General features: G+C 72.1%; 22 protein-coding genes. 12 read left to right on the top strand and 10 right to left on the bottom strand.

Features of this window, described 5'->3' with window-relative positions; genetic code table 11:
• Position 1: 1 nt before the first annotated feature.
• Entirely contained in the window at positions 2 to 799 is a 798-nt protein-coding gene (gene rph / locus VIS07_05075; GenBank protein ID HEY8514872.1) for a ribonuclease PH, read from the bottom strand.
• A 253-nt stretch (positions 800 to 1052) separates the two neighbouring features.
• Here rph and VIS07_05070 point away from each other — a divergent pair, with 253 nt between their 5' ends.
• The 4 genes from VIS07_05070 to VIS07_05055 all read left to right on the top strand — a co-directional run bounded on the left by VIS07_05070 (position 1053) and on the right by VIS07_05055 (position 4314).
• The gene (locus tag VIS07_05070; GenBank protein ID HEY8514871.1) at positions 1053 to 2051 is read left to right on the top strand and encodes a sigma 54-interacting transcriptional regulator; all 999 of its coding nucleotides are present in this window, start codon (positions 1053 to 1055) and stop codon (positions 2049 to 2051) included.
• 46 nt (positions 2052 to 2097) lie between these two features.
• The gene (locus VIS07_05065) at positions 2098 to 2502 is read left to right on the top strand and encodes a response regulator (GenBank protein HEY8514870.1); all 405 of its coding nucleotides are present in this window, start codon (positions 2098 to 2100) and stop codon (positions 2500 to 2502) included.
• Positions 2503 to 2637: 135 nt separating this feature from the next.
• Positions 2638 to 3738: a hypothetical protein gene (locus tag VIS07_05060; GenBank protein ID HEY8514869.1), complete on the top strand. Its 1101-nt coding sequence runs from the start codon at positions 2638 to 2640 to the stop codon at positions 3736 to 3738.
• A 102-nt stretch (positions 3739 to 3840) separates the two neighbouring features.
• Positions 3841 to 4314 carry a hypothetical protein gene (locus VIS07_05055; GenBank protein HEY8514868.1) on the top strand — a complete coding sequence of 158 codons (474 nt, stop codon included), beginning with the start codon at positions 3841 to 3843 and terminating at the stop codon, positions 4312 to 4314.
• Here VIS07_05055 and VIS07_05050 read toward each other — a convergent pair.
• Positions 4262 to 5107: an RNA methyltransferase gene (locus VIS07_05050; GenBank protein HEY8514867.1), complete on the bottom strand. Its 846-nt coding sequence runs from the start codon at positions 5105 to 5107 to the stop codon at positions 4262 to 4264. The two genes, VIS07_05055 and VIS07_05050, sit on opposite strands and share 53 nt — an antisense overlap.
• A 137-nt stretch (positions 5108 to 5244) precedes the next feature.
• Here VIS07_05050 and VIS07_05045 point away from each other — a divergent pair, with 137 nt between their 5' ends.
• Positions 5245 to 6120, top strand: coding sequence for a VOC family protein (locus tag VIS07_05045; GenBank protein ID HEY8514866.1), 876 nt, complete (start codon positions 5245 to 5247; stop codon positions 6118 to 6120).
• Positions 6114 to 6974: an HAD-IA family hydrolase gene (locus VIS07_05040; GenBank protein HEY8514865.1), complete on the top strand. Its 861-nt coding sequence runs from the start codon at positions 6114 to 6116 to the stop codon at positions 6972 to 6974. Before VIS07_05045 ends, VIS07_05040 begins: the two co-directional genes overlap by 7 nt.
• On the opposite strand, the gene VIS07_05035 is transcribed toward VIS07_05040, so the two are convergent.
• A complete protein-coding gene (locus VIS07_05035) occupies positions 6959 to 7216 on the bottom strand; it encodes a hypothetical protein (protein ID HEY8514864.1) in 258 nt (85 codons plus the stop codon). The two genes, VIS07_05040 and VIS07_05035, sit on opposite strands and share 16 nt — an antisense overlap.
• A gap of 80 nt (positions 7217 to 7296) precedes the next feature.
• Here VIS07_05035 and VIS07_05030 point away from each other — a divergent pair, with 80 nt between their 5' ends.
• Positions 7297 to 8631, top strand: coding sequence for a hypothetical protein (locus VIS07_05030; GenBank protein ID HEY8514863.1), 1335 nt, complete (start codon positions 7297 to 7299; stop codon positions 8629 to 8631).
• Positions 8632 to 8751: 120 nt separating this feature from the next.
• The gene (locus VIS07_05025; GenBank protein HEY8514862.1) at positions 8752 to 10155 is read left to right on the top strand and encodes a beta-propeller fold lactonase family protein; all 1404 of its coding nucleotides are present in this window, start codon (positions 8752 to 8754) and stop codon (positions 10153 to 10155) included.
• Position 10156: 1 nt separating this feature from the next.
• On the opposite strand, the gene VIS07_05020 is transcribed toward VIS07_05025, so the two are convergent.
• Together VIS07_05020 and VIS07_05015 are read right to left on the bottom strand one after the other, a co-directional pair.
• Positions 10157 to 11737, bottom strand: a complete 1581-nt coding sequence (locus VIS07_05020) for a GMC family oxidoreductase (protein HEY8514861.1) — start codon at positions 11735 to 11737, stop codon at positions 10157 to 10159.
• Entirely contained in the window at positions 11734 to 12765 is a 1032-nt protein-coding gene (locus VIS07_05015) for a gluconate 2-dehydrogenase subunit 3 family protein (protein ID HEY8514860.1), read from the bottom strand. Before VIS07_05015 ends, VIS07_05020 begins: the two co-directional genes overlap by 4 nt.
• A gap of 215 nt (positions 12766 to 12980) precedes the next feature.
• Here VIS07_05015 and VIS07_05010 point away from each other — a divergent pair, with 215 nt between their 5' ends.
• Positions 12981 to 13409, top strand: a complete 429-nt coding sequence (locus tag VIS07_05010; GenBank protein HEY8514859.1) for a DoxX family protein — start codon at positions 12981 to 12983, stop codon at positions 13407 to 13409.
• Between the two features lie 46 nt (positions 13410 to 13455).
• Here VIS07_05010 and VIS07_05005 read toward each other — a convergent pair whose 3' ends face one another.
• Together VIS07_05005 and VIS07_05000 are read right to left on the bottom strand one after the other, a co-directional pair.
• On the bottom strand, positions 13456 to 14334 hold the full coding sequence (locus VIS07_05005) for a DUF2333 family protein (protein ID HEY8514858.1): 879 nt from the start codon (positions 14332 to 14334) through the stop codon (positions 13456 to 13458).
• A gap of 150 nt (positions 14335 to 14484) precedes the next feature.
• On the bottom strand, positions 14485 to 15384 hold the full coding sequence (locus VIS07_05000; GenBank protein ID HEY8514857.1) for a CsgG/HfaB family protein: 900 nt from the start codon (positions 15382 to 15384) through the stop codon (positions 14485 to 14487).
• A gap of 209 nt (positions 15385 to 15593) precedes the next feature.
• Between VIS07_05000 and VIS07_04995 the strand changes: the two genes are divergently transcribed.
• Together VIS07_04995 and VIS07_04990 are read left to right on the top strand one after the other, a co-directional pair.
• Entirely contained in the window at positions 15594 to 16526 is a 933-nt protein-coding gene (locus tag VIS07_04995) for an SDR family oxidoreductase (protein ID HEY8514856.1), read from the top strand.
• Between the two features lie 20 nt (positions 16527 to 16546).
• Positions 16547 to 17482 (top strand): SDR family oxidoreductase, encoded by a 936-nt coding sequence (locus VIS07_04990; GenBank protein HEY8514855.1) that lies wholly within the window; start codon positions 16547 to 16549, stop codon positions 17480 to 17482.
• 51 nt (positions 17483 to 17533) lie between these two features.
• On the opposite strand, the gene VIS07_04985 is transcribed toward VIS07_04990, so the two are convergent.
• Positions 17534 to 18928 (bottom strand): hypothetical protein, encoded by a 1395-nt coding sequence (locus VIS07_04985; GenBank protein HEY8514854.1) that lies wholly within the window; start codon positions 18926 to 18928, stop codon positions 17534 to 17536.
• Positions 18929 to 18931: 3 nt separating this feature from the next.
• Positions 18932 to 20251, bottom strand: a complete 1320-nt coding sequence (locus VIS07_04980; protein ID HEY8514853.1) for a PQQ-binding-like beta-propeller repeat protein — start codon at positions 20249 to 20251, stop codon at positions 18932 to 18934.
• 356 nt (positions 20252 to 20607) lie between these two features.
• Here VIS07_04980 and VIS07_04975 point away from each other — a divergent pair, with 356 nt between their 5' ends.
• Positions 20608 to 21765, top strand: a complete 1158-nt coding sequence (locus VIS07_04975) for a LacI family DNA-binding transcriptional regulator (protein HEY8514852.1) — start codon at positions 20608 to 20610, stop codon at positions 21763 to 21765.
• Here the strand turns inward: VIS07_04975 and VIS07_04970 are convergent.
• On the bottom strand, positions 21699 to 23084 hold the full coding sequence (locus tag VIS07_04970) for a hypothetical protein (GenBank protein ID HEY8514851.1): 1386 nt from the start codon (positions 23082 to 23084) through the stop codon (positions 21699 to 21701). The two genes, VIS07_04975 and VIS07_04970, sit on opposite strands and share 67 nt — an antisense overlap.
• Positions 23085 to 23260: the final 176 nt, after the last annotated feature.

The following is a 23260-nucleotide window of genomic DNA, read 5'->3' as shown; positions in this document are numbered from 1 at the left end:
GTCAACGACGCGACGCCGCGCGCCGCGTGCCGACCTGGCGCACGCTGCGGCTGCGGCGCGCGCTCGACGCGCGTCCGCCGAGCGTCGCGATCGCGCGCGCCTGCACGCGGTTGATCTGCTGGATCGCGTCCCAGGCGGCGTCGAGCATGCGGTTCAGATCGCGACGCTGGAACGTCCGTCCCTCGGCCGTCCCCTGCACCTCGACCAGACCGCCGCTGCCGGTCATGACGAAGTTGGCGTCGACCTCGGCCGTGCTGTCCTCGTCGTACGCGAGGTCGACCAGCAGCTTGCCCTCGACGATGCCGACGCTGATCGCGGCGACCGGCTCGCGCAGCGGCGACTCCTCGACCACGCCGTCCTTGACGAGGCGCGCGAGCGCTTGCGCGACCGCCACGTAGGCGCCGTTGATCGCCGTCGTGCGCGTGCCGCCGTCGGCCTGCAGGACGTCGCAGTCGACGAACAGCGTGCGCTCGCCGAGCCGATCGAGGTCGACGACCGCTCGCAGGCTGCGTCCGATCAGGCGCTGGATCTCGTGCGTGCGCCCGGAGATCTTGCCCTTCGCCGACTCGCGCTGGCTGCGCGTGTGGGTCGCGCGCGGCAGCATCGCGTATTCGGCGGTGAGCCAGCCGCGTCCCTTGCCGACCAGGAAGTCGGGGACGCGCTCCTCGACGCTCACGGCGCACAGCACCTGCGTCTTGCCGGCCGTGACCAGCGCAGACCCTTCGGCATGTGCGAGGTAGCCGGGCTCGATGCCCAGCGGTCGGATCTCGAGCGGCAAGCGACCGTCGGTGCGACGCATTTTGGAACGGACGGAAATGGGAGTAGTGTTACGCGGCGACGGCATCGGGGGCCCGCCCTAGCAGCCGGGTCGCGGGGCGGCAAATTTTCGGCGCCGACGCTAAAGGCCCGACGCAAAGGTGACGACATCGTGGCTACAGAGCCAACGCAAAGCGCACTGACGGAAAAGAACCCCGATGGCTTTTTTCAAGGAAGTCGTTTCGTATTCCTCATCAGGGTCGCGTGGCACTGGCGCTGACCGGAAAGACAACGGGATGCAGACGACCGCCCCCACCCAGCTGATTGGCGAGCACCCGCTGATCCAACGGGTGCAGAACCTGATCCGCCGCGTCGCCGCGACCGACGCGACGGTTCTGATCCTGGGTGAGAGCGGCACCGGCAAGGAGCTCGCCGCGCGTTCCGTGCACGCCGCGAGTCGTCGCGCCGACCGTCCGTTCATCCCGGTGAACTGCGGCGCGATCCCGGCCGACCTGCTCGAGTCCGAGATGTTCGGGCACGAGAAGGGCTCCTTCACCGGAGCGATCGGCTCGCGCGCCGGCATGTTCCAGCTCGCGAACGGCGGGACCATCTTCCTCGACGAGATCTCGGAGATGAGCCCCGTCCTGCAGGTCAAGCTGCTGCGCGTGCTGCAGGACAAGGAAGTGCGACCCGTCGGCTCGGACCGCGCGATCAAGGTCGACGTGCGCGTGATCGCCGCGACCAACAAGGACCTCGCCCTCCAGGTCGAGCGCGGGCTGTTCCGCGAGGACCTGTTCTACCGTCTCGAGGTGATCCCGATCACGCTGCCGCCGCTGCGCGAGCGTCGCTCGGACATCCCGCTCCTCGTCAAGCACTTCCTCGACCGTCACAACCAGAAGCGCAGCGACCTCAAGGTCACCATCACCGAGGAGGCGATGGTGCACCTCTGGGAGTACGACTGGCCGGGGAACGTCCGTGAGCTCGAGAACCTGCTCGAGCGCCTCGTCATCCTCTCCGAGGACGGCGTCGTGCGCATCGAGAATCTGCCGCCGAACATCCGGTCGTTCATCTCCGAGAAGAAGATCCCCAGGCCCGTCATGACCGACGAGGGTCTGGATCTCACGAATGCCGTCGAGGAATTCGAGAACCGCCTCATCGAGGAGGCCTTGCGGCGAACCAAGGGGAACAAGCAGGCGGCAGCCCGTTTGCTTGGGCTGAAACGAACGACCCTGGTCGCGAAGCTCCGTCGCAGGCGCGGCGGTGTTGCCGCGGCAGGCGGCATGACGGCGGTTTGACGTGAGCGAGACAGCAGCAGCCGTGGAAAACGTGGGACGAGTCTTGGTGGTTGACGACGACGAGGATTCCCGTCGTCTTCTGGCCCACCTGCTCGAGCGCAAGGGCTACTCGGTCGTCCTCGCGGACGGCGGAAAATCGGCCCTCTCGACGCTCTCGAAGCAGGAGGTCGACGTCGTCGTCCTCGACGTGATGATGCCGAACATGGACGGCTTCGCCGTCTGCCGGGAGCTGAAGAAGTCGCCCGGCACGGCAACGCTGCCCGTGATCTTGCTGACGGCGCGCGACGACCTCGAAACGCGCGCCACCGGCATGAAGCTCGGCGTCAGCGAGTTCCTCGCCAAGCCGGTCAACAAGGAAGAGCTCTACGCGCGCGTGCGCACGCAGATCGAGGGCCGCCAGCGCGGCCGTCAGCTCGAGCAGGCGCAGCGTCGGGCCGATTCCATCAGCTGACCGCGCCTGCGGAAGAGCCGCCAGGCACCGCGCCCGACCCCGCGTCGGAGCGCGAGAAGCCTGCGCTAGCTAGCGGTCTGCGCGCCGCGCGATTCGTGGATTGACAGCGCTCGCGCGGTCGTGCTCGAAGGCGCCATGCCGCGCCTCGGCCGCCTCCTGCTCGCGCTCCCGCTGCTCGCGCTCGCCTGCAGCGACGGTCCCCCGCCGGGCGGCGCGGTCATCGTCTTCAACGGCGAGGGCAACCGGCTGAACGCCTACGCGCCGGCCGAGAACGACCGCAAGCAGACGGTCATCGAGCGCCGCGCGTCGGACCCGCAGGGCTTCGACATCAACGCGCAGATCTGCTTCGCGCCCGACGGCTCGCGCCGCTTCATCGCCGGCGAGGACACCGGGCAGCCGAACCCGCCGCAAGGCTGGGGCTTCTTCCAGCTCTCGGGAAGCTCGGTCGGCGAGCTGTCGGCGACGCGCATCGGCAAGCTGACGCCGACCTACCAGGGCAGCCTCGACAACGCGGAAAACTACGGCTGCGGCTTCCTCTCCGACGGACGTCTCCTCACGACCGACGTCGGCAACCAGGCCTCCGGTCCGGGCGACGGCCAGCTCATCCTCTGGTTTCCGCCGTTCGACTCGTTCGACGTCAAGTACTGCAAGCTCGACGTGACGATCGGCACGGCGGGCCAGATCTGGGTCGACGCCGAGGATCGCGTGTACGTCGCGAGCGCGCGCGTCGAGCCGGGCATCTGGCTCTACGAGCCGCCCTTCCCGACCAGCAACGACGCGAGCGGCGGCTGCGGCCGGGTCGACGCGACCGGGGCGCCGCTCGCCGACGCCGTCGAGAAACGCCTGTTCATTCCCGCCGACGAGAACGCCGCGACGCCGAACGGCGTCGTCGGCAGCCCGTCGGGCGGCTTCTACGTCTCGAGCGTCATCAACGGCGTGATCGCCGAGTACGACGCCGCAGGACGTTTCGTGCGCCGCGTCCTCGAGCCGCCGCCCGGCGAGACGCTCGGCCCCGAGCCCTACTCGACCGGCTCGCCGCTCGGCATCGGCATCGACTCCGCCGGGACGCTCTACTACGCCGACATCGGCCTCGTGGTCCGCGGCGGCGGCATCGGCCCCGGCCCGAACCTCGGCACCGTGCGCAAGATCCACTTCGTCGACGGCGTGCCGCAGCCGCCGATCACGATGGACGGCGGCCTCGACTTCCCGGACGGCATCGGGATCCTCGAGGAGTGACGCGCGCGCGCCGCGTCCGCGATTTCCCAGAAACGAGACTGGCGAAGCGGCGCGCGTCGCAGCTCTGGCATTTCCGCAACCCGGCCGCTAGACGCCGCAGCCATGCACGATCGGCACGCCCGTCAAGCACCGCACGGCGCCGACGCCCGGCGCATGCGTCGTCATGCGCCGCGCCTTGCGGCGGCGTGGCTCGCCGCAGCGCTGCTCGCCGCACCGCCGCTGCTTGACGCCGCGCGCGCCCTGGCGGCGCCCGCGTCGTCGGACGTGCCGCGCGAGACCGTGCTGCGCGGCGAGGTCGTCGAGACCGGGTGCTTCATCATCGGCAACCGGCGCGGCGAGCTACACAAGCCGTGCGCGCTCGCCTGCGCGCGCGCCGGTCAGGATCTCGGCATCCTCGACGACAAGACGAAGACGCTCTACGTCCTCGTGCAGGATCTCACCGCCGGGCCGCAGCCGAACCCGCTCCTCGAGCACGTCGCGAGCAAGGTCGAGGTGCGCGGCACGCTCGTCGAGCGCGGCGGCATCAACGGCGTCGTCGTGCGGCAGGTGCGGTCGCTGAGCCCGTCGCGTCGCTGAGCGTCCGCTCTTCGTCTTTCGCAGCGCCGCTCTGCGCGTCGCGCGCGCGGACCTCGCCGCGGCTCGCGGCCCACAGCATCTGCCGCGCGATGCCGCGCCAGATGCGCACGTCGCGCCGCGTGAGCCCGGCGCGCGCGAGCAGCGAGCGCACGTCGGCGAGGATGTGGCCGGGATTCTGGCGCGAGAGGAAGCCGACCGCGCCCAGCGCCTGCTCGAGGTGCGCGAGCAGCGCCTCGCGCTCGGCGCTGGTCGCGGGCGCGCACTCGTCGTCGGCGGCGCGCTCCACGGCCGGCGCGACGTCGTCGGCCTGCGCGAGCGCCGCGAGCCGCAGCTCGTAGCCACACACCGCGACCGCCTGCGCGAGGTTCAGCGACGGGTAGGCGTCGCTCGTCGGGATGCGCACGAGCCGCTGACAGAGCCCGAGCTCGGCGTTCGACAGCCCGTGGTCCTCGGGTCCGAACACGACCGCCACCGGCCCGCGCCGCGCCTCGCGAACGATCTCGATCGCCGCCGCGCGCGGCTCGAGGCTCGTGAGCTGCGCGAGGTCGCGCCCCGCGGTGCCGACCGCCAGCACGCAGTCGTGCAGCGCGCTCGGCAGGTCGGGGACGACGCGGCGGCGCGCGAGCAAGTCGCGGGCGTGCGCCGCCATGCGCTCGCCGACCGCGCCGACGCGGGTGCGCGGTGCGACCAGCACGAGCTCGCCGAGCCCCATGTTCTTCAGGACGCGCGCCGCGGCGCCGACGTTGCCGCCGCGACGCGGGCGCACCAGCACGATGCGGACGCGCTCGAGCACGTCGGCGCTTCTATCATCTCGCCCCGCTTCGGCAGACCGCTGCGAGCCGCATGCGCCGCCGCGCTGCACGCTCCGCCGGACGTGCCGAGCGGCGCGCGTCCTCGCGGCAGATGGCCCCGCGTTCTAAGACCAGCGGGATGAAGCTCCGCGTCGACCACTTCTCGATCGCCGTCCGCTCGATCGACGAGGCCCTCGAGTTCTTCTCCCGCTACCTGCCGGTGCGCATGAACACCGAGAAGCGCCCGGGCTACACCGACGACTTCCGCTGGTGCGACTTCTACGTCGGGCACATCAAGATGGAGCTGATCGAGAGCGCGCGACCGGGCAGCTTCGTCGAGCGCTTCCTCGAGCGCCGCGGCGAGGGGCTGCACCACCTGTCGCTCGAGATCGACGCGCTCGATCCGCTCGTCGAGCGCATGGAGCGCGACGGGCTGCGCATCGTCGACCGCTTCGCGATCAGCGACGACGTCAAGACGGCGTTCGTCTCGCCGCGCTCGGCGCACGGCATGCTGATCCAGCTCTGGCAGGTGCCCGAGCTCGACGATCCGCCCGAGAGCGTCGCGCCGCGCATCGTGGCCATGCCCGGCGTCGACGCGCGCATGCGCTTCGATCACCTGTCGGTGGCGGTGCGCGACATCGACGCGACGATGGGGTTCTTCCGCCGCTGGTTCCCGATCAGCGGCGAGGCGCCGCGCCACATCGGCTACGCGGGCGACTTCGAGCTCAAGCAGTTCGACATCGGCCGCTTCCGCATGGAGCTGATCGCGGACGCGAACGGCAAGAGCTTCGTCCTGCCCTTTCTCGCCAAGCGCGGCGAGGGCTTCCACCACCTGTCGATCGACGTCGACCGTCTCGATCCGCTGCTCGAGCGCATGAAGGCCGACGGCGTGCGCATCGTCGACGAGGCGGACATCGGCGGCGGCTACAAGACGGCGTTCGTGTCGCCGCGCTCGGCGCACGGCGTGCTGATCCAGTTCTGGCAGATCCCGAACATCGAGGCGCCGACGTGGTGAGCGCCGCGGAGCCGCTGCTCGCCGTCACGCTCGACGCGGGCGGCACGCTGATCGCGAACGTGGAGTCGGTGGGCGAGACCTACGCCCGCCTCGCGCGCGACGCCGGGATCGAGGCCGACGCGACGAAGCTCGACGACGGCTTCCGGCGCGCCTTCGCGGCCGCGCCGCCGCTCGCGCCGCCGCCGGGCGACGCGCACGCGACGCTGCTCGACTTCGAGCACGCCTGGTGGCGGCGCGTCGCGCTCGAGTCGCTGCGTCTCGCGCTCGGCGTCGAGGATCTCGCGCAGGTCGCGACGGCCGACGCGTGCGAGCGCTTCTTCCTCGCCGCGTTCGCGCACTACGCGCAGCCCTCGGCATGGCGCGTCGACCCAGACGCCGTCGCCGTGCTGCGCGAGCTGCGCGCGCGCGGCCTGCGGCTCGCCGTGGTGTCGAACTTCGACGCGCGTCTGCACGGCGTGCTCGCGGGCCTCGGCCTCGCGGAGCTGGTCGACGTCGTCCTGCCGTCGAGCGAGGCCGGCGCGGCGAAGCCGGATCCGGCGATCTTCCGGCGCGCGCTCGCGCTCCTCGGCGGGCTTCCGGCCGCGCGCTGCCTGCACGTCGGCGACTCGCTGCGCGAGGACGTCGACGGCGCCACCGCGGCCGGGCTGCGCGCCGTCTGGCTCGACCGCCGTGGCGCGAGCGCGCGCTCGACGACCGATCAGGACGCCGCGGACGCACGCACGACGAACGCGCGCTCGACGGACGCGCGCGCCACGGACGCGCGGCCCAGCGCCACGTCCGTCGCGGACGCGCCGCGCGTCCCCCGCATCGCGCGCCTCGCCGACCTCCTGCCGCTCGCTCAGCCCAGCGCGTAGTCGCGCTGCACGACGATCTCGATCTCGTCCTCCGGCGACGCGCCGCGGTTGCGCACGTGCGCCGACCACTCGGGGTGCGCGCGCAGCGCCTCGAACACCGCGCGCACGACGGCGGGCTTCACGCGCCGCTCCCACTCGACCAGGTGCGAGCGCTCGTCGAACTCGTCGTCGTCGAGCAGCGCGTCCGGCAGGTCCGCGCGCACGCTGAAGCGCAGGAGAAAGCTCGATTCCTCACTCTGCATGGTCACCTCGCGACCCACGGACGGCGCGGGCCGTTTGCGCAATCTCGACAGCTTGTTCCCCCTCCGATATATCCGGCCGGATGCTGAATCGGGACCGCGCGGCGCGAGCTCTCACGTTTCTCTTGCTCGGCGTCAGCGTGGCGCTGTCGGGTTGTCCGAGCGGCGAGAGCCGCAACATCCCGCCGGCGCCGACGGCGGCCCCGGGCGGTGCCAGCATCTTCGTCTACGTCGCGCAGGCGCGCGACCCCGTGCTCGGCACCAACGGCGGCGCGGTGAGCGTCTACCAGCTGGGCTCCGACGGCTTCCTGCCCGGCACGCCGAACGCGAGCGTCACGGTGGTGAACCCGCGTCGGCTCGTGCGCCATCCCGAGCTGCCGGTGCTGTACGTCGCGAGCTCGAGCCAGATCTTCGCGTTCGACATCACCGGCGGCGGCCTCGTGTCGCTGTGCGGACCGGACGGCGGGCTCGCGCCGCCGTGCGCGACCGATCCGGTGCCGGGCTCGAACCCGGTCGACATGACGTTCCTGCGCAACAGCGAGGGCAACTATCTGCTCTACGTCGTCGAGCAGGGCGGCGGTCAGAACCTCGACACCGACACGCGGCTCGCGGCCTACGAGCTCGGGCCGAACGGCGAGCTGCCGGCGACCGCGAGCTCGCAGGCGGTGACGCCGGACGCGACCTTCTACCAGGGCGCCGCGGTGACGCCGCAGTTCGCCTACGTCGGCGACGTCGGCCTCTCGCAGATCGTGCGCTTCCCGCTGCAGCCCGACGGCAACCTGCCCGACGTGCCGCCGACGCCGTCGCCGCTCGTGCCGACGCCGGTCCCGACCCCGACGCCGCCCGACCTGACGCCGACGCCGCCGTCGCCGAGCCCGACCGCGTTCCGCGCCTGGGCGCCGGGCAAGATCATCCAGGCGGTGGCGCAGCCGGTCGAGGGCGAGTTCATCGACGTGCTCTACGTCGTGCAGCAGTCGCGTCGGCGCATCGGCACCAACCCGATCGATCCGTTCGGCAACCTCGGCGAGGATCCGTCGAGCGAGTCGAACACGCGCGGCCTCTACAACGCGATCCTGGTCGACAGCTTCGTGTCGCCGACGCGGATCTACGGCGCCGCGTTCCAGAACGGTCAGGTCGACTCGTTCGCGATCGACGCGAACGGCAACATCATCGACGGCACGCTGAGCGCGACCTTCGCGAACACGGCGTCCTACCCGACGGGGCTCGCGCTGCTCGACTTCACGCCCGAGGGCGGCACGCCGCGGCGCACGCTGTTCGTCTCGGTCGGCGGCTTCGACCGCGTCGACGCCTACGCCGTGAACCCGGACGGCACCCTCGAGGAGCGTCCGTTCTCGAGCACCGAGCCGATCCCCGGGACGTTCCCGTCGGACGTGCTGGTCTACGTCGCGGCGCCCTGAGCGGCTGACGCGACGGCGCGCAATCGGCGCGCGCAATCTTCTCGTCATTCGGCTCCGGACATCGGCCGCACCGACGCGCGGCCGCGGACGCGGCGCCCTCGCGCGCCGCACGGAGCCCGCATGCACGCCCGACTCTCGACCACCCCGCTCGTTCTCTGCGCCACGATCCTCGAGACGCTGGTCGCGAGCGCGGCGCTCGCCACGCCAGGCGCGCTCGTGCAGCTCGACGGCCCCGACGGCTGCATCAGCAAGGACGGCGCCGGCGGCGCCTGCGCCGTCGGACGCGGCCTCGGCGGCGCGCTCGACCTGGCGCTCAGCCCCGACGGCAAGAGCCTCTACGTCGCCTCGTTCTCCGACGATGCGATCGCCGTCTTCGCGCGCAACAAGAGCGCATCCGGCGGTCCCATCGGACGCCTCACCCAGCTCGCCGGCCAGGACGGCTGCGTGAGCGAGACCGGCAGCAACGGTGCCTGCACCAAGGGCAAGGCGCTCGACCAGCCGTTCGCAGTCGCCGTGAGCCGCGACCGCACGAGCGTCTACGTCGCCGGCTCCGGCGCGAACGCGATCGCCGCCCTGTGGCGCGACCCCGAGACCGGCCGCCTGACGCAGCTTCCGGAAGAAGCCGGCTGCGTGAGCGAGGACGGCAGCGGCGGCGCGTGCGTCGACGGCAAGGGGCTCGGCCGCCCGGTTGGCTTGACGGTGACGCCGAACGGCAAGCACGTCTACGTGACCGCCAACGACACCGCGTCGCTCGCGACGTTCGCGCGCGACACGGATCGAGGCCCGCTGCGCGGCGCGCTCGCGCCCGCGAGCTGCCTGAGCTCGGTGGACGGCGCCACCGAGTGCACGGAGTCGCCGCTTCTCGGCGGGGCGCTCGGCATGGTGACCAGCCCCGACGGACGCCACGTCTACGTCGCCTCGCAGGGCGGGCACGCCGTCCTCGCCTTCAAGCGCAACGCGCGCACCGGCGCGCTCACGCCGCTCGAGGGCACCGCGGCGTGCATCAGCGCGGACGGCACGGACGGCGCGTGCGTGAAGGGCCGCGGCCTCGTCGGCGCCCGCGCGATCGCGATCAGCCGCAACGGCAAGAACGTCTACGTCGCCTCCGAGTTCGGGAACTCGGTCGCGGTCTTCGCGCGCAACCGGAAGACCGGCGAGCTGACCCAGCTCGAGGGCACCGACGGCTGCGTCGGCGAGACCTCGCTCGGCGGCGCGTGCGCGGACGGCAAGGCGCTGCTCGGTCCGCGCGGCATCGCGGTGAGCCGCGACGGACGCAACGTCTACGTCGGCGCGGCGGGCAGCCACGCCGTCGCGGTGTTCGCACGCGACCGCAGGACGGGCGCGCTCACGCAGCTCCCCGGCACCGAGGGCTGCGTCAGCGAGGACGGCACGGGCGGCGAGTGCGCCGACGGCACGGCGCTGCGCAGCGCCGGCGCGGTCGCGGTGAGCGACGACGGCAAGTCGGTCTACGTGGCGTCGCTGCAGAGCGGCGCGGTCGCGGTGTTCGCGCGGCAGAAGAGGTGAGCTAGAGCGGCGCGCCGAGCTCGTCCGACATCCACTCGCCGATGCGCATCGCGAGCGCGACGATCGTCATCTGCGGCGCGACCCCGCACGCGGTCGGCAGCAGGCTCGCGTCGACCACGTGCAGGTCGCGCACGCCGTGCACCTCGCCCATCGAACTCGTGACGCCGCGCTTCGGGTCGTCGGCCATGCGCGCCGTGCCCATCGGGTGGAAGCCCTCGAGGATCAGATCGGACGCGGGCAGGTCGGCGTCGCGCAGCGCGCGCGCCTCGTCGACCGTGCGCAGCACGGGGCGCGAGTGGATCGCCGGATGGACCTCGACCGCGCCCGCCGCGAACAGCATCTCGGCCGCGAGCGACGCGCCGCGCAGCAGCTTGCGGCGGTCGACGTCGTGCAGCGCGTAGCGCACGTCGGGGAAGCTGCGGCGTCCGGCGCGAACGCTGCCGCCCGCCTGATCCGCGACCGTCACGCTGCACGAGGCGAGCTGCGCGTAGTGCGCCATGACGTTCTTGTGCGTCGCGCCGAGCCCCGGCAGAGCGAGCGCGGTGAGCGACGGCGGCTGGAAGGTGCTCGCGATCGAGATGCCCTCTGCGGCGAGCTCGCGCACCGCGTAGCCCTGCGGCACCGCGGTCCAGGCGCGTACGTCCTCGGGGAAGCGCGCGACGACGCGCAGCGAGGGCTGCAGGTGCAGGTTGCGGCCGAGCAGCTCGTGCTTGACGCCGCTGCGCTCGAGCAGCGCCGGCGTCAAGAGCGCGCCGCAAGCGACCACCACGCGGTCCGCGACGACGCGCAGCCCGAGCCCGGTCGGCCGGTCGTTCTCGCCGAGGAACACCGCCTGCACGCCGAAGGCGCGTCCCTGCGACACCAGCACGCGCTCGACGCGCGTCCGCGTGTAGAGCACAGCGCCGGCGCCGAGCGCCGACGGCACGTAGCTCACGTGCATCGCCTGCTTCGCGTCCTGCGGACAGCCGAGACCGCACACGCCGGTCGCGAGGCAGCCGCGCACGTTGCGCGCGACGCGCGCGCCCTGGTGGCCGAGCGCGCTGGCGCCGCGCTCGAGCAGCTCGGCGTTGCGGCCGAAGAGCTCGTCGGGAACCTGCGCGACGCCGAGCTCCCCTTCGGCGCGGACGTAGAAGCGCGCGAGCTCGCCCGGGCCGACGCCCGACACGCCGTGCTCCGTCTCCCAGGCGCGCAGCACGTCGTCGGGCGCGCGCTCGCACGTCCCCCAGCCGATCGTCGTCGTGCCGCCGACGCAGCGCCCGAGCGGGATCGGGATCGGCACGTCGCCGATGGCGCGCGTCTGGCCCTGCTCGCGGTAGAGCGCGCGCAGCATGACGGGCGGCGGATCGCCGAAGTCGCGTCCGGTGCGATACGCGCCCTCCTCGATCAGCACGACGGTGTGGCCGCGGCGCGCGAGCTCGCGCGCGATCGTCGCGCCGCCCGCGCCGCTGCCGACGACGCAGACCTGCACGCGCAGCGAGTGGTCGCGCTCCTGCAGCGCGCCGTCGCGCACCTGCGGCGAGCGCACCACCGCGAGCAGCCGCTCGACGTCGCGTCGGTGCTCCGCGGCGGCGGGTGCGATCACGGCCGCGTCGGCCCGAGCGCGCGGATGGCGCGCAGCAGCGGCACGCCGAGAGCCGGCGCTGCGGGGGCGACCGGCTCATGCGGCACGCCGAGAGTCCACGGACGATCGAACGGCTCGTCGTCGAGCTGCGGCGCTTTGTCGTCGACGGCCGAAGCCTCGGGCGCCGACGTCTGCGGTGTCGGCGCCTCGGGCGACGTCGCCTGCGCCTCGTCCGACGGCGCGATCTCGAGCTCCGGCGCGGCGAGCTCCTCCTCGACCGGCGCGACCTCCTCGTCGAGCTCGGCGGCGCGCGCGGCCGCGAGCCGCGCCTCCTCCGCCAAGCGCGCCGCGCGCGCTTCCGCCTCGCGACGCTCGCGGTGCGCCTCGCAGTTCGGACCCGCGTCGATGCGGCTCTGCACCCAGCTCGCGTCGTAGCCGATCTGCTCGAGCGCGCGCGCGTCCTCGTAGACCAACCCGACCACGACGCTCTTCAGCGTCTCGCCGACCGCGCGCAGCGCCGGCACGCGCGAGCGCGCGAGCCGCGCGACGATCGCCGCGCGCGCCTCGGTGTCGAGCCGCGCGAAGCCGCGACGGTGCTCCAAGATGCTGCGCGCGTCGAGCAGACGCAGCGCGAGACGCAGCCAGGTGTCCTTGCCGCGGTGACGCGCGGCGAAGGCGCGCGTCACACACTCGCGCAGCTCGGCGTCGGTCGCGCCGAGCGCGAACGGACCGCCCGCGGGAACGATGGCGTCGAGCATCGCGTCGAGCAGCGCCGTGTCACGCGCGCGCGTCGCGATGCTCGGACGCGGCGAGAGCCAAAGCGCGATCCACGCCGACGCGCTCAGTGCGGCGCACACGAGCGCCGCCGCGAAGCCGAGCCACGCGCCGCTCGCGAGAAACGCGAGCGCCGCAGCGGCAGCGGCGGACGCGAGCACCGGCATCAGGTGCGCGAAGCGACGCGGGCGCCACGCGAGCATCGCCGACAGCGCGGCGACGAAGACGATCACGGCCGCGAACGCAGCGACCGCACCGGGTGCGACTGCCACCATCGTGCCCTCCGCCGACGCCGTCATCGCGACGCCAGGTGCGGGCAGCACACCGACCGCGACGAGCACACCTCCGCCAACCGCAACGACCACCGCCGCACCGAACAACCACCGCAGCCTTCCCACAAGGCGGTCAGGCACGTTCCATGGCTAGCACGACGCGTCGCGGTTGACCATGCCGGAGGCCGCTCTTAAAACCACGCGCCGGAGGCTCGCACATGCAAACTGTTGGACGACTCGCCGCCGATCCCGGCTTTCTCGTCTTCGCGCGCTTCGCGGTGGTCGCGTTCTTCGCGATCGTCTTCCTTCAGTCCGGCCTCAACAAGGTGTTCGACTCCGAGGGCAACCTGAGCTTTTTGCGCGAGCACTTCAAGGAAGCACCGACGCTCGCGAACAACGTCAACAACCTGTTCTGGGCGCTCACGATCCTCGAGCTGCTGGCCGGCGTCTTCTGCGGGCTCGCGCTGATCACCTTCAGCTTCACCACCGCGGGCTTCTTCGCGCGCTGGGGCATCCGCTTCGCGACGCTCGCGCTGCTCGCGCTGCTGTTCGGCCAGCGTCTCGCGAAGGACTACGCGGGCGCCGCGGTGGTCGCCGCGTACTTCGCGGTCGCGCTCCTCGGCCTGATCGTCTTCGCCGTCCGCTGATCTCGGCGCGGCGCCGTCGCGCGCGGGAGCGCGACGGCGCTCGAGCTCACTTCTCGAGCTCGTCGCGGATCGAGTACAGCTTCTGCCGCACCTCGTTGACGTACGCGTCGAGGTTGCGGCGCTGGTTCGCGAGCGGCCCGCTGTCGCGGCCGTTGAAGACGTAGATCGGCTTGATCACCGCGCAGCGCTCGATCGGCCAGTGGAGCTCGTTGAACATCCCGCGCAGCCCGGGACGCGACGAGAGCTCCGCCTGGTACTCGATCTCGACCGCGGGCAGCATCTTCGCGATCACGTGGCAGTAGCCGGTCGCGCGGTAGAAGACGTCGTCGACCTGGAACCAGCCGATCTGCGTGCTGTACAGCTCCGCGTGGGCGTCGCCGAGCAGATCGGTCCACACCGAGAGCAGGTTGCGCAGCTCGGTGTTGCGCGTGTTGATCGGACGGCTCGCGCCGCTCCGTAGCCCGGCGACGTACGCGTCGAGGCGCTTGACGGCCTCGCGGTAGCGGCTCTCCGCCGACGGGAACGCCCACTTGTAGGGGTCGTTGCGCAGCAGGTTGTCGGCCTCGATCAGGTTCCGGTCGTAGACGTCGTTCGAGACCTTGGTGAGGTCGTCCTTGAAGACGCGCACCGTCTCGCGCAGCGCCTGCAGGATGCCGAGCTGGCGGTTCGCGTTGTTGTCCGCCATCACGCTCGGCCCCCAGATCACAATGTCGTTCGGCCGCCAGCCGGTGAGCCCATCGAGCTCGTGCTCGATGATGCGCGCCGCGGCGTTGCCGAAGTTCATGCCGGGGACGTAGCCGGCATCGGCCGGGATCGGCGCGATGTCGAGCCGGTTGTGCGCCTTCTGTCCGAAGTGCAGGACGAGCGGCAGCAGGAGAAGCAGAGCGATTGCCGTGACGCCGAACAAGGGAAGAAGCTTGCGCATGCTCTCTTCTACCCGAATTTCGCCTGACGGCGAGGGCCGCGCGGAGAAACGCGGCGCGAGGAGCGGTCCGGAGACCGCATCGAGCGGGCGAGACGGTCGCCCCGTCGAGCTCGCGCGAGCCCGACGGAGCGATCGCCTGCCCTCTTCACGTCACGGGTACGCCGACTCGAGACGCTCGATGATCTGCTGCGTCGCCGAGTTCATCGCGGCGCGGTTCGCCTGTCCGAGCGCGCTCGCGGCGAACGCGTTGCTCGCCTTGCCGAAGCCGAAGAGCGAGAAGCCGTTCGCCGCCGACTCGGAGGTGAAGCTGCCGTTCGCGACCACGCTGCCGACGAGACGGCCGTTCTTCGGATCGACGATCTTGAGATCCATGCCGACCGAGCCCGTGCGGCGCGCGACCGTGTTCTCGTAGGTCGGGTTCGCGAGCGCGAGACCGGCGCCGGTGTAGGTCGCGGGCTTGTTGCCCGCGATCGCGCCGCCGATCGCGAGCGCGGCGCCGAGCGCGCCGAGCGAGCCGCCGGTCGACGAGCCGGTCGCCTCGGCGATCTCGTTGAACTCCGTGACGACGCCGCGGATCACGAACGGACCGACCTCGTTCGCGTTGCGATCGACGAGCTTCGCCGGGTTGCTCGCGTGCTGCTGGTAGTAGTCCCAATCGATCAGGCGGATGTTGCCGACGTTCGAGAGCGCGGTGGTGAGCTGGGCCGCGACCGCCGGGCCGATGCTCGCCGACATGCCCTGCGGGCTCGGGTTGTAGGCCTTCGCCTCGGGACCGGTCGGGAGCAGACCCCAACCCCACGGTCCGAAGCCGTAGCGCACGACCCCCGGCGTCTCGGGCGGCGGACCGCTCGGGATGCCGTCCGTCGCGATCTGGAACGGCTCGACGGTCACCACGTAGTACGGGTAGTTCGGGTTGTAGGGGATGCGCACGACGTCGACCTGCGTCGCGACGGGCGCCTGGTCGGTGGCACGCACCGATTGCTGATTCACGGTGGCAGGCGCGCACGCCGCCGCAAACAGCGCGCACACCAAGGGCAAGAGCTTCCGCATCGACTTCAAACCTCCCAGACGCGAGCGGCGCGACGCCGCTCGAATTGCGCCGCCTACTATCGGTGTTCGTAAGGCGATGCTCAAATCTCGGTCGGGCCGTCGGCGGTTGACCCGGGGCGAAGAGGCCCATTAAGAGGCAGGACGTCCGTCGCGCGCCGCGCTCCGCGGCGCCGCTCCCGAACCCAACGCAGGAGAGTCAAGTGGCGAAAATGCTCGAAGGCCGCGTCGCGGTCGTGACCGGCGCGGGCCGCGGCATCGGCCGCGGCATTGCACTCCTCATGGCGCGTGAAGGCGCACGTGTCGTGGTGAACGACTATGGCGTCAAGGGTGACGGCACGGAGCCGTCGAGCGAGCCCGCAAACGAGGTGGTCGCGGAGATCACGAAGGCGGGCGGCGAGGCGATCGCGGTCGCCGACACGGTCGCCACGATGGAGGGCGGCGCGCGCATCGTCAACAGCGCCCTCGAGAAGTGGGGTCAGGTCGACATCGTCGTGACCTGCGCGGGCATCCTCCGCGACCGGATGATCTTCAACATGAGCGAGGAGGACTTCGACGCGGTGATCGCGACGCACCTGAAGGGCACCTTCAGCGTCGTGCGCGCCGCCGTCGGCCACATGCGCGAGCGCGGCTACGGCCGCATCATCACCTTCACCTCGGGCTCGGGTCTGTTCGGCAACCCCGGGCAGTCGAACTACGGCGCGGCGAAGAGCGGCATCGCCGGCTTCACCAAGGTCGTCGCGCGCGACCTCGGCAAGTACGGCATCACCTGCAACGCGATCTCGCCGGTCGCGGGCACGCGCATGACGCTCACCGAGGCGTACTTCAAGGCGCGCGAGCTGCGGAAGCAGCAGGGCATCGTGCGCGAGGAGCGCGGCGTGGCGGCGATCGAGAATCTGAGCCCCGACGACGTCGCCCCGCTCGTCGTCTACCTGGCGAGCGACCTCGCCTCGAACGTCAACGGGCAGGTCTTCCTGTGCACCGGGCCGTCCTACGCGCTGGTCTCCCCGCCGCGTCCGGTGACGACGATCTTCAAGGAGTCGCGCTGGACGGTGGACGAGCTGATCGAGACCGTGCCCGACACGCTGATGCTGGGCGTCGCCAACCCCGCGCCGCCGCGTCAAGAAGAGAAGAAGAGCGCCTGAGGACGAGGAGGACGAGAGACATGGCCAGCAAGCATCTCGAGGGCAAGGTCGCGATCGTCACCGGCGCGGGGCGCGGCATCGGCCGCGGCATCGCGCTGCTCCTCGCCGAGCAGGGAGCTTCCGTCGTCGTCAACGACCTCGGCTGCTCGGTCGACGGCGCCGGACAGGAGACGCAGGCCGCCGACGAGGTCGTGCGCGAGATCGTGCAGGCCGGCGGCAAGGCGACGCCGAACTACGACTCGGTCGCGGAGTTCGCGTCTGCGGGGCGGATCATCGAAACGGCGCTCAAGACCTACGGGCGGCTCGACATCCTGGTCAACGTCGCGGGCATCCTGCGCGACCGGATGATCTTCAACATGACCGAGGAGGAGTGGGACGCGGTCATCGCGACGCACCTCAAGGGCACCTGGAGCTGCACGCGGCACGCGTCGGTGGTGATGCGCGAGCAGCGCGGCGGCCGCATCATCTCCTTCACCTCGACCTCGGGCCTCTACGGCAACCCCGGGCAGGCGAACTACGGCGCCGCGAAGGACGGCATCGCCGGCATGACGCGCGTCGTCGCGCGCGAGCTCGGCAAGTACGGCGTCACGGTCAACGCGATCGCGCCGATCGCGCAGACCCGCATGATCGCCAACATCCCGCGCGCCAAGCAGGCCGCCGCGAAGGCGTCGCGCGGCATCGAGACGCCGCTCGCCAACGCGGCCGCGACGATCGGCGAGCCGGAGGACGTCGCGCCGATGGTCGCCTACCTCGCGACCGACCACGCGGCGAACATCAACGGCCAGATCTTCCTCGTGAACGGCGGCATGATCGCTCGCATGAGCGACCCGACGCCGATCCGCACGATCACCAAGCGCTCGCGCTGGGAGCCGATCGAGGTCGCGCAGGTGTTCCCGCGCACGCTCGGCTTCGACGTGCCGAACCCCGCGCCGCCCGCACCGAAGCCGGCGGGCTGAGACGCTCCTTCGAGCCGCGACGCCCGCGCGCGCAACGCTGCGCGCCGGGCGTCAGCGCTCGACGCGCAGCACGACGCCGGGCTCGGCCGCGAGGAAGAACGGCGCGAAGCCGTCGTCGCCGTTCAGGTAGAGCTCGAGGAACGGCCGCACCCAGCGCAGCACGTGCGCGTGCGCCTCGTCCGAGGTCAGCGTCTCGGGCGGCCGGCAGTCCGAGCCCGGCCGACAGAAGTCGGAGAACGCGTAGTGCCCGGCGCGCTCGATCTCGACCAGAACCTTCGGCGCCGCCGACGCCTGCCACGCGGCGCGCATCGGCTCGACCGGCAGCACGCCGTCGGTCTGCCCGAGCAGCGTGAGCGACGGGATCGCGAGCGACTGCTGGTTGATGACCGCCGGCGCCATCGGGATCGCGACCTTGATGCGCGGGTCGAGGTCCTCGACGAGGTAGGTCGTGAGGCCGCCGAACGAGTGGCCCGACATCGCGATGCGGTCCGGGTCGAGCGCGCCGAAGAACGGCGAGCCCGCCGCGGCGCTCGCGGCGAGCATCTCATCGAGCACGAAGGTCACGTCGTGCGGCCGCTCGCGGAACGAGCTGAGCAGCGACTCGCCCGTCAAGCAAAACGGAATGTCGGCCGTCGTGTTGCCCGGGTGCGGCGGGGCCACGACGACGAAGCCCTGCGAGGCGAGCAGCGACGTCAGGAACAGCGACTGGAGCGGCGAGCCGCACATGCCGTGCGAGAACAGCACCACCGGGTACGGCCGGCCGGACGTCGCGACCGGCGCGTCGACGACGGCGCGCAACCCGGGATCGACCGGTCCCGCGCCGTCCGCCGCCGGGTACCAGACGACGGTGTCGAGCGCGCGCGGCTCGCCGGTCTCGACCGACGGCTTGACGAACGGCATCGTGCGCACGCCCGGCACGAACGGCCCGGGCTCGCGCGGATCGACGCAGGTTCCCGCCGTCCACTCGACGACGTCCATGCAGTGCGTCTGCGTCGGACACGGCGTCTCGATCCACTTGCCGCGGCTCACGCAGCGCTCGGGCGTCGTGATGCGGCACGAGATGGGCTTCGTGCGTGAGCTCGGCGTGACCCGTCCACAGGTCACCTTGCCGGGCGCGCCGCAGGTCGCATCCAGATAGCCGCGGATCGCGACCGAACGGCACTGCCGACGCAGCCCGCCCGCGGCGACCTTCGCGTCGAGCACGGTACGCGCGCAGCGGCGGTAGGCGCTGCGCGTCTTGCCCTGCGTGCCGTCGAAGGACGCGCACGGGCACGCTTCGTCGATCGCGCGGCGCAGCTCGGCGAGCGCGCGTTGGTCGTCGAGCGCCGAGGCGCCCGTGCGGCACGCGTCCTGCGCATACACCGGTGTGACGTCGACGCACGCCGAGAACGCCGCGACCACGGCGAGAACGAAAGCGACCAGGGCGACGATCCGCAGCCTGTGCATGGCTCACTCCTCCGGACGAAAGGCGAAGAGCTGCCCCAAGAAGGTCGGGACGTACACCGTGCCGTCCGGTCCGACGGTCGTGCCGACGGTGAACGACGTCGTCCCGGGCAGCGGCTCGCGATCGAGGACCTCGCCGTTCGTCGTGTCGATCACGACGAGGTCGTTCACGCGGTCGCCGCGAGCGACGGTCGGGTATGCGATGTTGCCCGCGGCCTGCGTCGGGACGCCGCGGTTGATCAGGTCGTCGCGCCGCCACGCGACGCTCGCGTGCGTGCCCTCGTCGCGCAGCGCGAGCACGACGCCGAGCGCGGAGCCGGACGGCATGATCAGCCCTTCCGGCGACAGCGACGGGCTGCCGCCCGGCGCGAAGCCGATCCTGTAGCTCCAGATCGTGCGCCCGGTCGCGACGTCGAGCGCGTGCGCCGAGTCGACGTTGTCGTTGACGTAGACGCGCTTGCCGTCGAACGACACGGCCGGGCTCGAGGCGCTGCCGCCGGGCAGCGAGTCGTTGGTCCACAGGTGCTCGAGCCGCGGCGTCGGCCGCTCGGTGTAGCGCATCGCGCGCACGCCGGCCTGCGGCTCGCCCGGCGCCCAGAACGTGAAGATCAGCCTGCCGCTCGCATCGACCGCGAGCGTGTTCGCCGCCGGGCAGCGCGGCGTGCCGATGAGGCACGCGGTCATGCCGTCGGCGGGCGTCCAGGTGATGCCGGGAATGAGCTCGAGCGGCGGCAGCATCGGCTCGCCGGTCTCGCGCCGCAGCACGTAGACGACGCCGACGTGGGTGATGAACACGAGGCGTCCTTCGGGCGTGAACTGCGCCGAGAGCGGCACGCCGAGGATCGGCGTCTCCCAGAGGAGCCGTCCGTCGCGGTCGAAGGCGTGCATCGCCTCGCTGTCGGCGAGGAACAGCCGTCCGTCGCGATCGAGCAGCGGCGACGACGCGACCGCGAACTGGTCGACCTCCGCCGAGCACCAGACCTCCTCGCCGGTCTTGCCGTCGAGCGCGTGCAGGTGGCAGTCGACGCTGCCCGAGCCGTGCGTGACGTACACGCGCCCGGTCGGATCGATCGTCGGCCCGAGGTTGATGCCGCCGGGAAGCTGCTTCTGCCAGGCGAGCGTCAAGCGCCGCGCGCCCGGAACCGGCGTGTAGTCGGTGTTCGACGCGTCGGCGTGCACCGCGGACCAGCCGGGCGCGTACGCGCTCTCGCTGCGCGTGCTGCAGCCGCGCCCGCGCACCGGGTGGACGCGTCCGGCGCGGGCCGAGGTGCGCGCGAGCTCGCGCGCGCAGCGCAGGTAGGCAGCGCTCTCGCGCGCGGCCCGCACCTCCGCGGCGCGGCCGCGCGCGCTGGCGTCGCCGCGCGCGGCGGACGCCGAGGACTCGGCAGATCCAGCCGACGCGGCGGACGCAGCGAGCGCGACGCCTCCCAGCGCGGCGAGCGCGAGCAGACAGGCCGCGAGGGAAGACGCTGAACGGTGGCGACGACGGCGGCGCGGACCGCGGCAGCGCGCGCCGCCAAGCGGCGGTGACGTTTTCATGGTAACGTTTCCATACGCCGGCCGCGCGACCCAGGTCAAAGCCCCGTTGCGCGAACGGTCGCCCCGACGGTGCGACGGGTCGCCCGGCGGCATCCACGCGCCTTGTCAGGCGCGTCCGAATCCGCCACCTCGGAGCGGTGACCATGGAGCCCGCAGCGACCGGCGCCGCCGGCGGTGCCGCCCGAAGGAGGCGCGTCCGGCGCGCGCCGACCATCCGCGACGTCGCGCGCGAGGCCGGCGTCGGCATCGGCACCGCGTCGCGCGCGCTGGGCTCGGGCCAGCTCGTCAGCGAGGAGACGCGCGCGCGGGTCGTCGCCGCGGCGCGCCGCGTCGGCTACCGGCCGAGCCGCGCCGCGAAGGTGCTGCGCGGCGTGCGGGCGCGCGTCATCGGCGTGATGATCCCCGACCTCAGCCTGCCGCTCTACGCGCAGTGGCTGCGCGCCGCCGGCGACGCCGCACGGCGGCACGGCTACGTGCTGCTCGTGTGCGACGGCCAGAACTCGGCGCACGTGATCGAGCAGCAGCTCGAGCGGCTCTACGAGGAGCAGATCGACGGGCTCGTGGTCGCGGGGCCGATCCACGGGCTGCCGCACGTCGCCCGCTTCGCCGAGTCCGGCATCCCGGTCGTGCCCGACGTGCCGAGCGAGGAGCGGCGCAAGATGCGCGGCAGCGAGCTGCGCGAGCGCGCCGAGCGCTCGGGTGCGCTGCGCGCGTTCCGCCGTCTGGTCGAGCTCGGGCACCGGCGCATCGCCTACCTCGCGTACGTCGAGCGCGACGCGCGCTACTTCCCGCCGATGCAGCGCGTGCGCGTCGGCTGTCTCGAGCGCGCGCTCGCCGAGGTCGGCGTCAAGCACGACGCGGAGCTCGTCGTCACCGCCGCCGACACAGACGAGTGCCGCGCGCGCACGCGCGCGCTGCTCGACGCGCCCGAGCCGCCGACCGCGATCGTCGCCGGCACCGAAGCGCTGACGCCGGCCGTGCTCGCCGCGATCGGCGACGCGGGCCTCGCGATCCCGCGCGACGTGTCGGTGCTCGGCTTCGGCGACTCGCTGTGGGAGCAGGCGTTCCGTCCGCCGATCAGCGTCGTGCGCCTCGACTACCGTCTCGCGGGCGTGGCGATGGTCGACAACCTGGTCGCGCGCATCGAGGGCAAGCGTCCGGTGCCGCCGCTCCCCGAGCTCGAGTCGGAGTTCGTCGAGCGCGGCTCGTTCGCGCCGCCGCGCGAGCGACGCCGCTACTCGACCTCCGACGCGAAGACGACGCCCGGCTCCGGCACGAGGAAGAAGGGCGCGAAGCGCTGATCGCCGTTCAGGTAGAGCTCGAGGAACGGCCGCACCCAGCGCAGCACGTGACCGTGCGCTTCGGCCTGCGTCAGCGTCGTCGGCGGGTTGCAGTCGCTGCTCGGGAAGCAGGCGACCGAGAACGCGTAGTGCCCGGCGTGCTCGATCTCGACCAGGAACTTGGGCGGCAGCGCGCGCGCGTACGCGTTGCGGATCGCGGTGTTGCTCACCACCGAGTCGAGCTGGCCGAGCATGGTGAGCGACGGCACGTCGAGCGTCTGCGCGCCGACCGCGGGCGCCATCGGGATCGCGACCTTGATCCTCGGCTCGAGGTTCTCGACCAGGTAGGTCGTCAAGCCGCCGAACGAGTGCCCCGACATGCCGATGCGCTCGGGGTCGATGGCGCCAAACAACGGTGACGCCGGATCCTGGTTCGCGGCGAGCACCTGATTCAGCACGAAGATCACGTCCTGCGGGCGCTCCTGCGCGGAAGCGATCTGCGCCGCGGGCGTGCCGCAGTTCGGGAACTCGAGCAGCGTGTTGCCGGGATGCGGCGGCGCGACGACGACGAAGCCCTGCGCCGCGAGCAGCGCGGTGAGGAAGGTCGACTGCGTCGGGATGCCGCACGAGCCGTGCGAGAACAGCAGCAGCGGGTACGGGCCGCCCGACGGGTCGAGCGGCGCGTCGACCACGGCGTTGTATCCCGGGTTGACCGGCCCCGCGCCGGGCTGCGTCGGATACCAGATCACGGTCTCGAGCGGACGCGGCTGGCTCGGATTGACCACCGAGTTCTTGGTGAAGGTGATCGTGCGCACGCCGGCCTGGAACGGCTCCGCCCGGCGCACGTCGACGCAGGTCCCTGCCGTCCAGTCGACGACGTCCGAGCAGTGCGTGTGGCTGCTGCAGACCGTCTCGACGTACCTGGCGCGGCTCACGCAGCGATCGGCCGGCTTGATGCTGCAGCTGATCGGCTTCTTCTTCGAGCTCGGCGTGACGCGCCCGCACGCGACCTTGCCGACCGTGCCGCAGGTCGCGTCGGAGAAGCCGCGCGTCGCGACGGTCCTGCACTGCTTGCGCAGCTCGCCCGACTTGATCGCCGCGTTGAGTAGCCCGCGCGCGCACTTGCGGTAGGCGCTGCGGTCCTTGCCGCGTGAGCCGTCGAAGCTCTCGCACGGACACGCGGCGTCGATCGCCGCGCGCAGCGACGCGAGCTGCCGCTGATCGTCGAGCACCGACGCACCCGTCAAGCACTTGTCCGGCGCGGCGGCCGCGCCGTCGAGCGCTGCGAGCGAGACCAAACCGACCGTGGCGACGGCCAGGGCGACGGGTGCGATGCGCATCGGATCCTCCTTTTCGCGGCGGCGCCTTCTAGCGCGAAGGACACGGCGTGGGAAAGAACTTTCCGCGCGAGCGGGCGGGATCGACGCCGCAGCGGCTCCGTCCTGCTGGCGCGACACGTCGGCTCGTCGCACCGGACCGCGGACATCTGATAGCGTGCCGCCGCCAACCGGGCGTC

It is taken from the genome of Candidatus Binatia bacterium (assembly GCA_036563615.1).
Lineage (GTDB): Bacteria > Desulfobacterota > Binatia > UBA12015 > UBA12015 > DATCMB01.
This window is presented reverse-complemented; position numbering and strand designations above follow the sequence as displayed.

Excerpts from the sequence above, each read along its gene's own strand:
- rph (HEY8514872.1), bottom strand. The coding sequence starts at position 799 with ATGCGTCGCACCGACGGTCGCTTGCCGCTCGAGATCCGACCGCTGGGC.
- VIS07_05070 (HEY8514871.1), top strand. The coding sequence starts at position 1,053 with ATGCAGACGACCGCCCCCACCCAGCTGATTGGCGAGCACCCGCTGATC.
- VIS07_05060 (HEY8514869.1), top strand. The coding sequence starts at position 2,638 with ATGCCGCGCCTCGGCCGCCTCCTGCTCGCGCTCCCGCTGCTCGCGCTC.
- VIS07_05055 (HEY8514868.1), top strand. The coding sequence starts at position 3,841 with ATGCACGATCGGCACGCCCGTCAAGCACCGCACGGCGCCGACGCCCGG.
- VIS07_05045 (HEY8514866.1), top strand. The coding sequence starts at position 5,245 with ATGAAGCTCCGCGTCGACCACTTCTCGATCGCCGTCCGCTCGATCGAC.
- VIS07_05035 (HEY8514864.1), bottom strand. The coding sequence starts at position 7,216 with ATGCAGAGTGAGGAATCGAGCTTTCTCCTGCGCTTCAGCGTGCGCGCG.
- VIS07_05030 (HEY8514863.1), top strand. The coding sequence starts at position 7,297 with ATGCTGAATCGGGACCGCGCGGCGCGAGCTCTCACGTTTCTCTTGCTC.
- VIS07_05025 (HEY8514862.1), top strand. The coding sequence starts at position 8,752 with ATGCACGCCCGACTCTCGACCACCCCGCTCGTTCTCTGCGCCACGATC.
- VIS07_05015 (HEY8514860.1), bottom strand. The coding sequence starts at position 12,765 with ATGGTGGCAGTCGCACCCGGTGCGGTCGCTGCGTTCGCGGCCGTGATC.
- VIS07_05010 (HEY8514859.1), top strand. The coding sequence starts at position 12,981 with ATGCAAACTGTTGGACGACTCGCCGCCGATCCCGGCTTTCTCGTCTTC.
- VIS07_05005 (HEY8514858.1), bottom strand. The coding sequence starts at position 14,334 with ATGCGCAAGCTTCTTCCCTTGTTCGGCGTCACGGCAATCGCTCTGCTT.
- VIS07_05000 (HEY8514857.1), bottom strand. The coding sequence starts at position 15,384 with ATGCGGAAGCTCTTGCCCTTGGTGTGCGCGCTGTTTGCGGCGGCGTGC.
- VIS07_04995 (HEY8514856.1), top strand. The coding sequence starts at position 15,594 with ATGCTCGAAGGCCGCGTCGCGGTCGTGACCGGCGCGGGCCGCGGCATC.
- VIS07_04990 (HEY8514855.1), top strand. The coding sequence starts at position 16,547 with ATGGCCAGCAAGCATCTCGAGGGCAAGGTCGCGATCGTCACCGGCGCG.
- VIS07_04985 (HEY8514854.1), bottom strand. The coding sequence starts at position 18,928 with ATGCACAGGCTGCGGATCGTCGCCCTGGTCGCTTTCGTTCTCGCCGTG.
- VIS07_04975 (HEY8514852.1), top strand. The coding sequence starts at position 20,608 with ATGGAGCCCGCAGCGACCGGCGCCGCCGGCGGTGCCGCCCGAAGGAGG.
- VIS07_04970 (HEY8514851.1), bottom strand. The coding sequence starts at position 23,084 with ATGCGCATCGCACCCGTCGCCCTGGCCGTCGCCACGGTCGGTTTGGTC.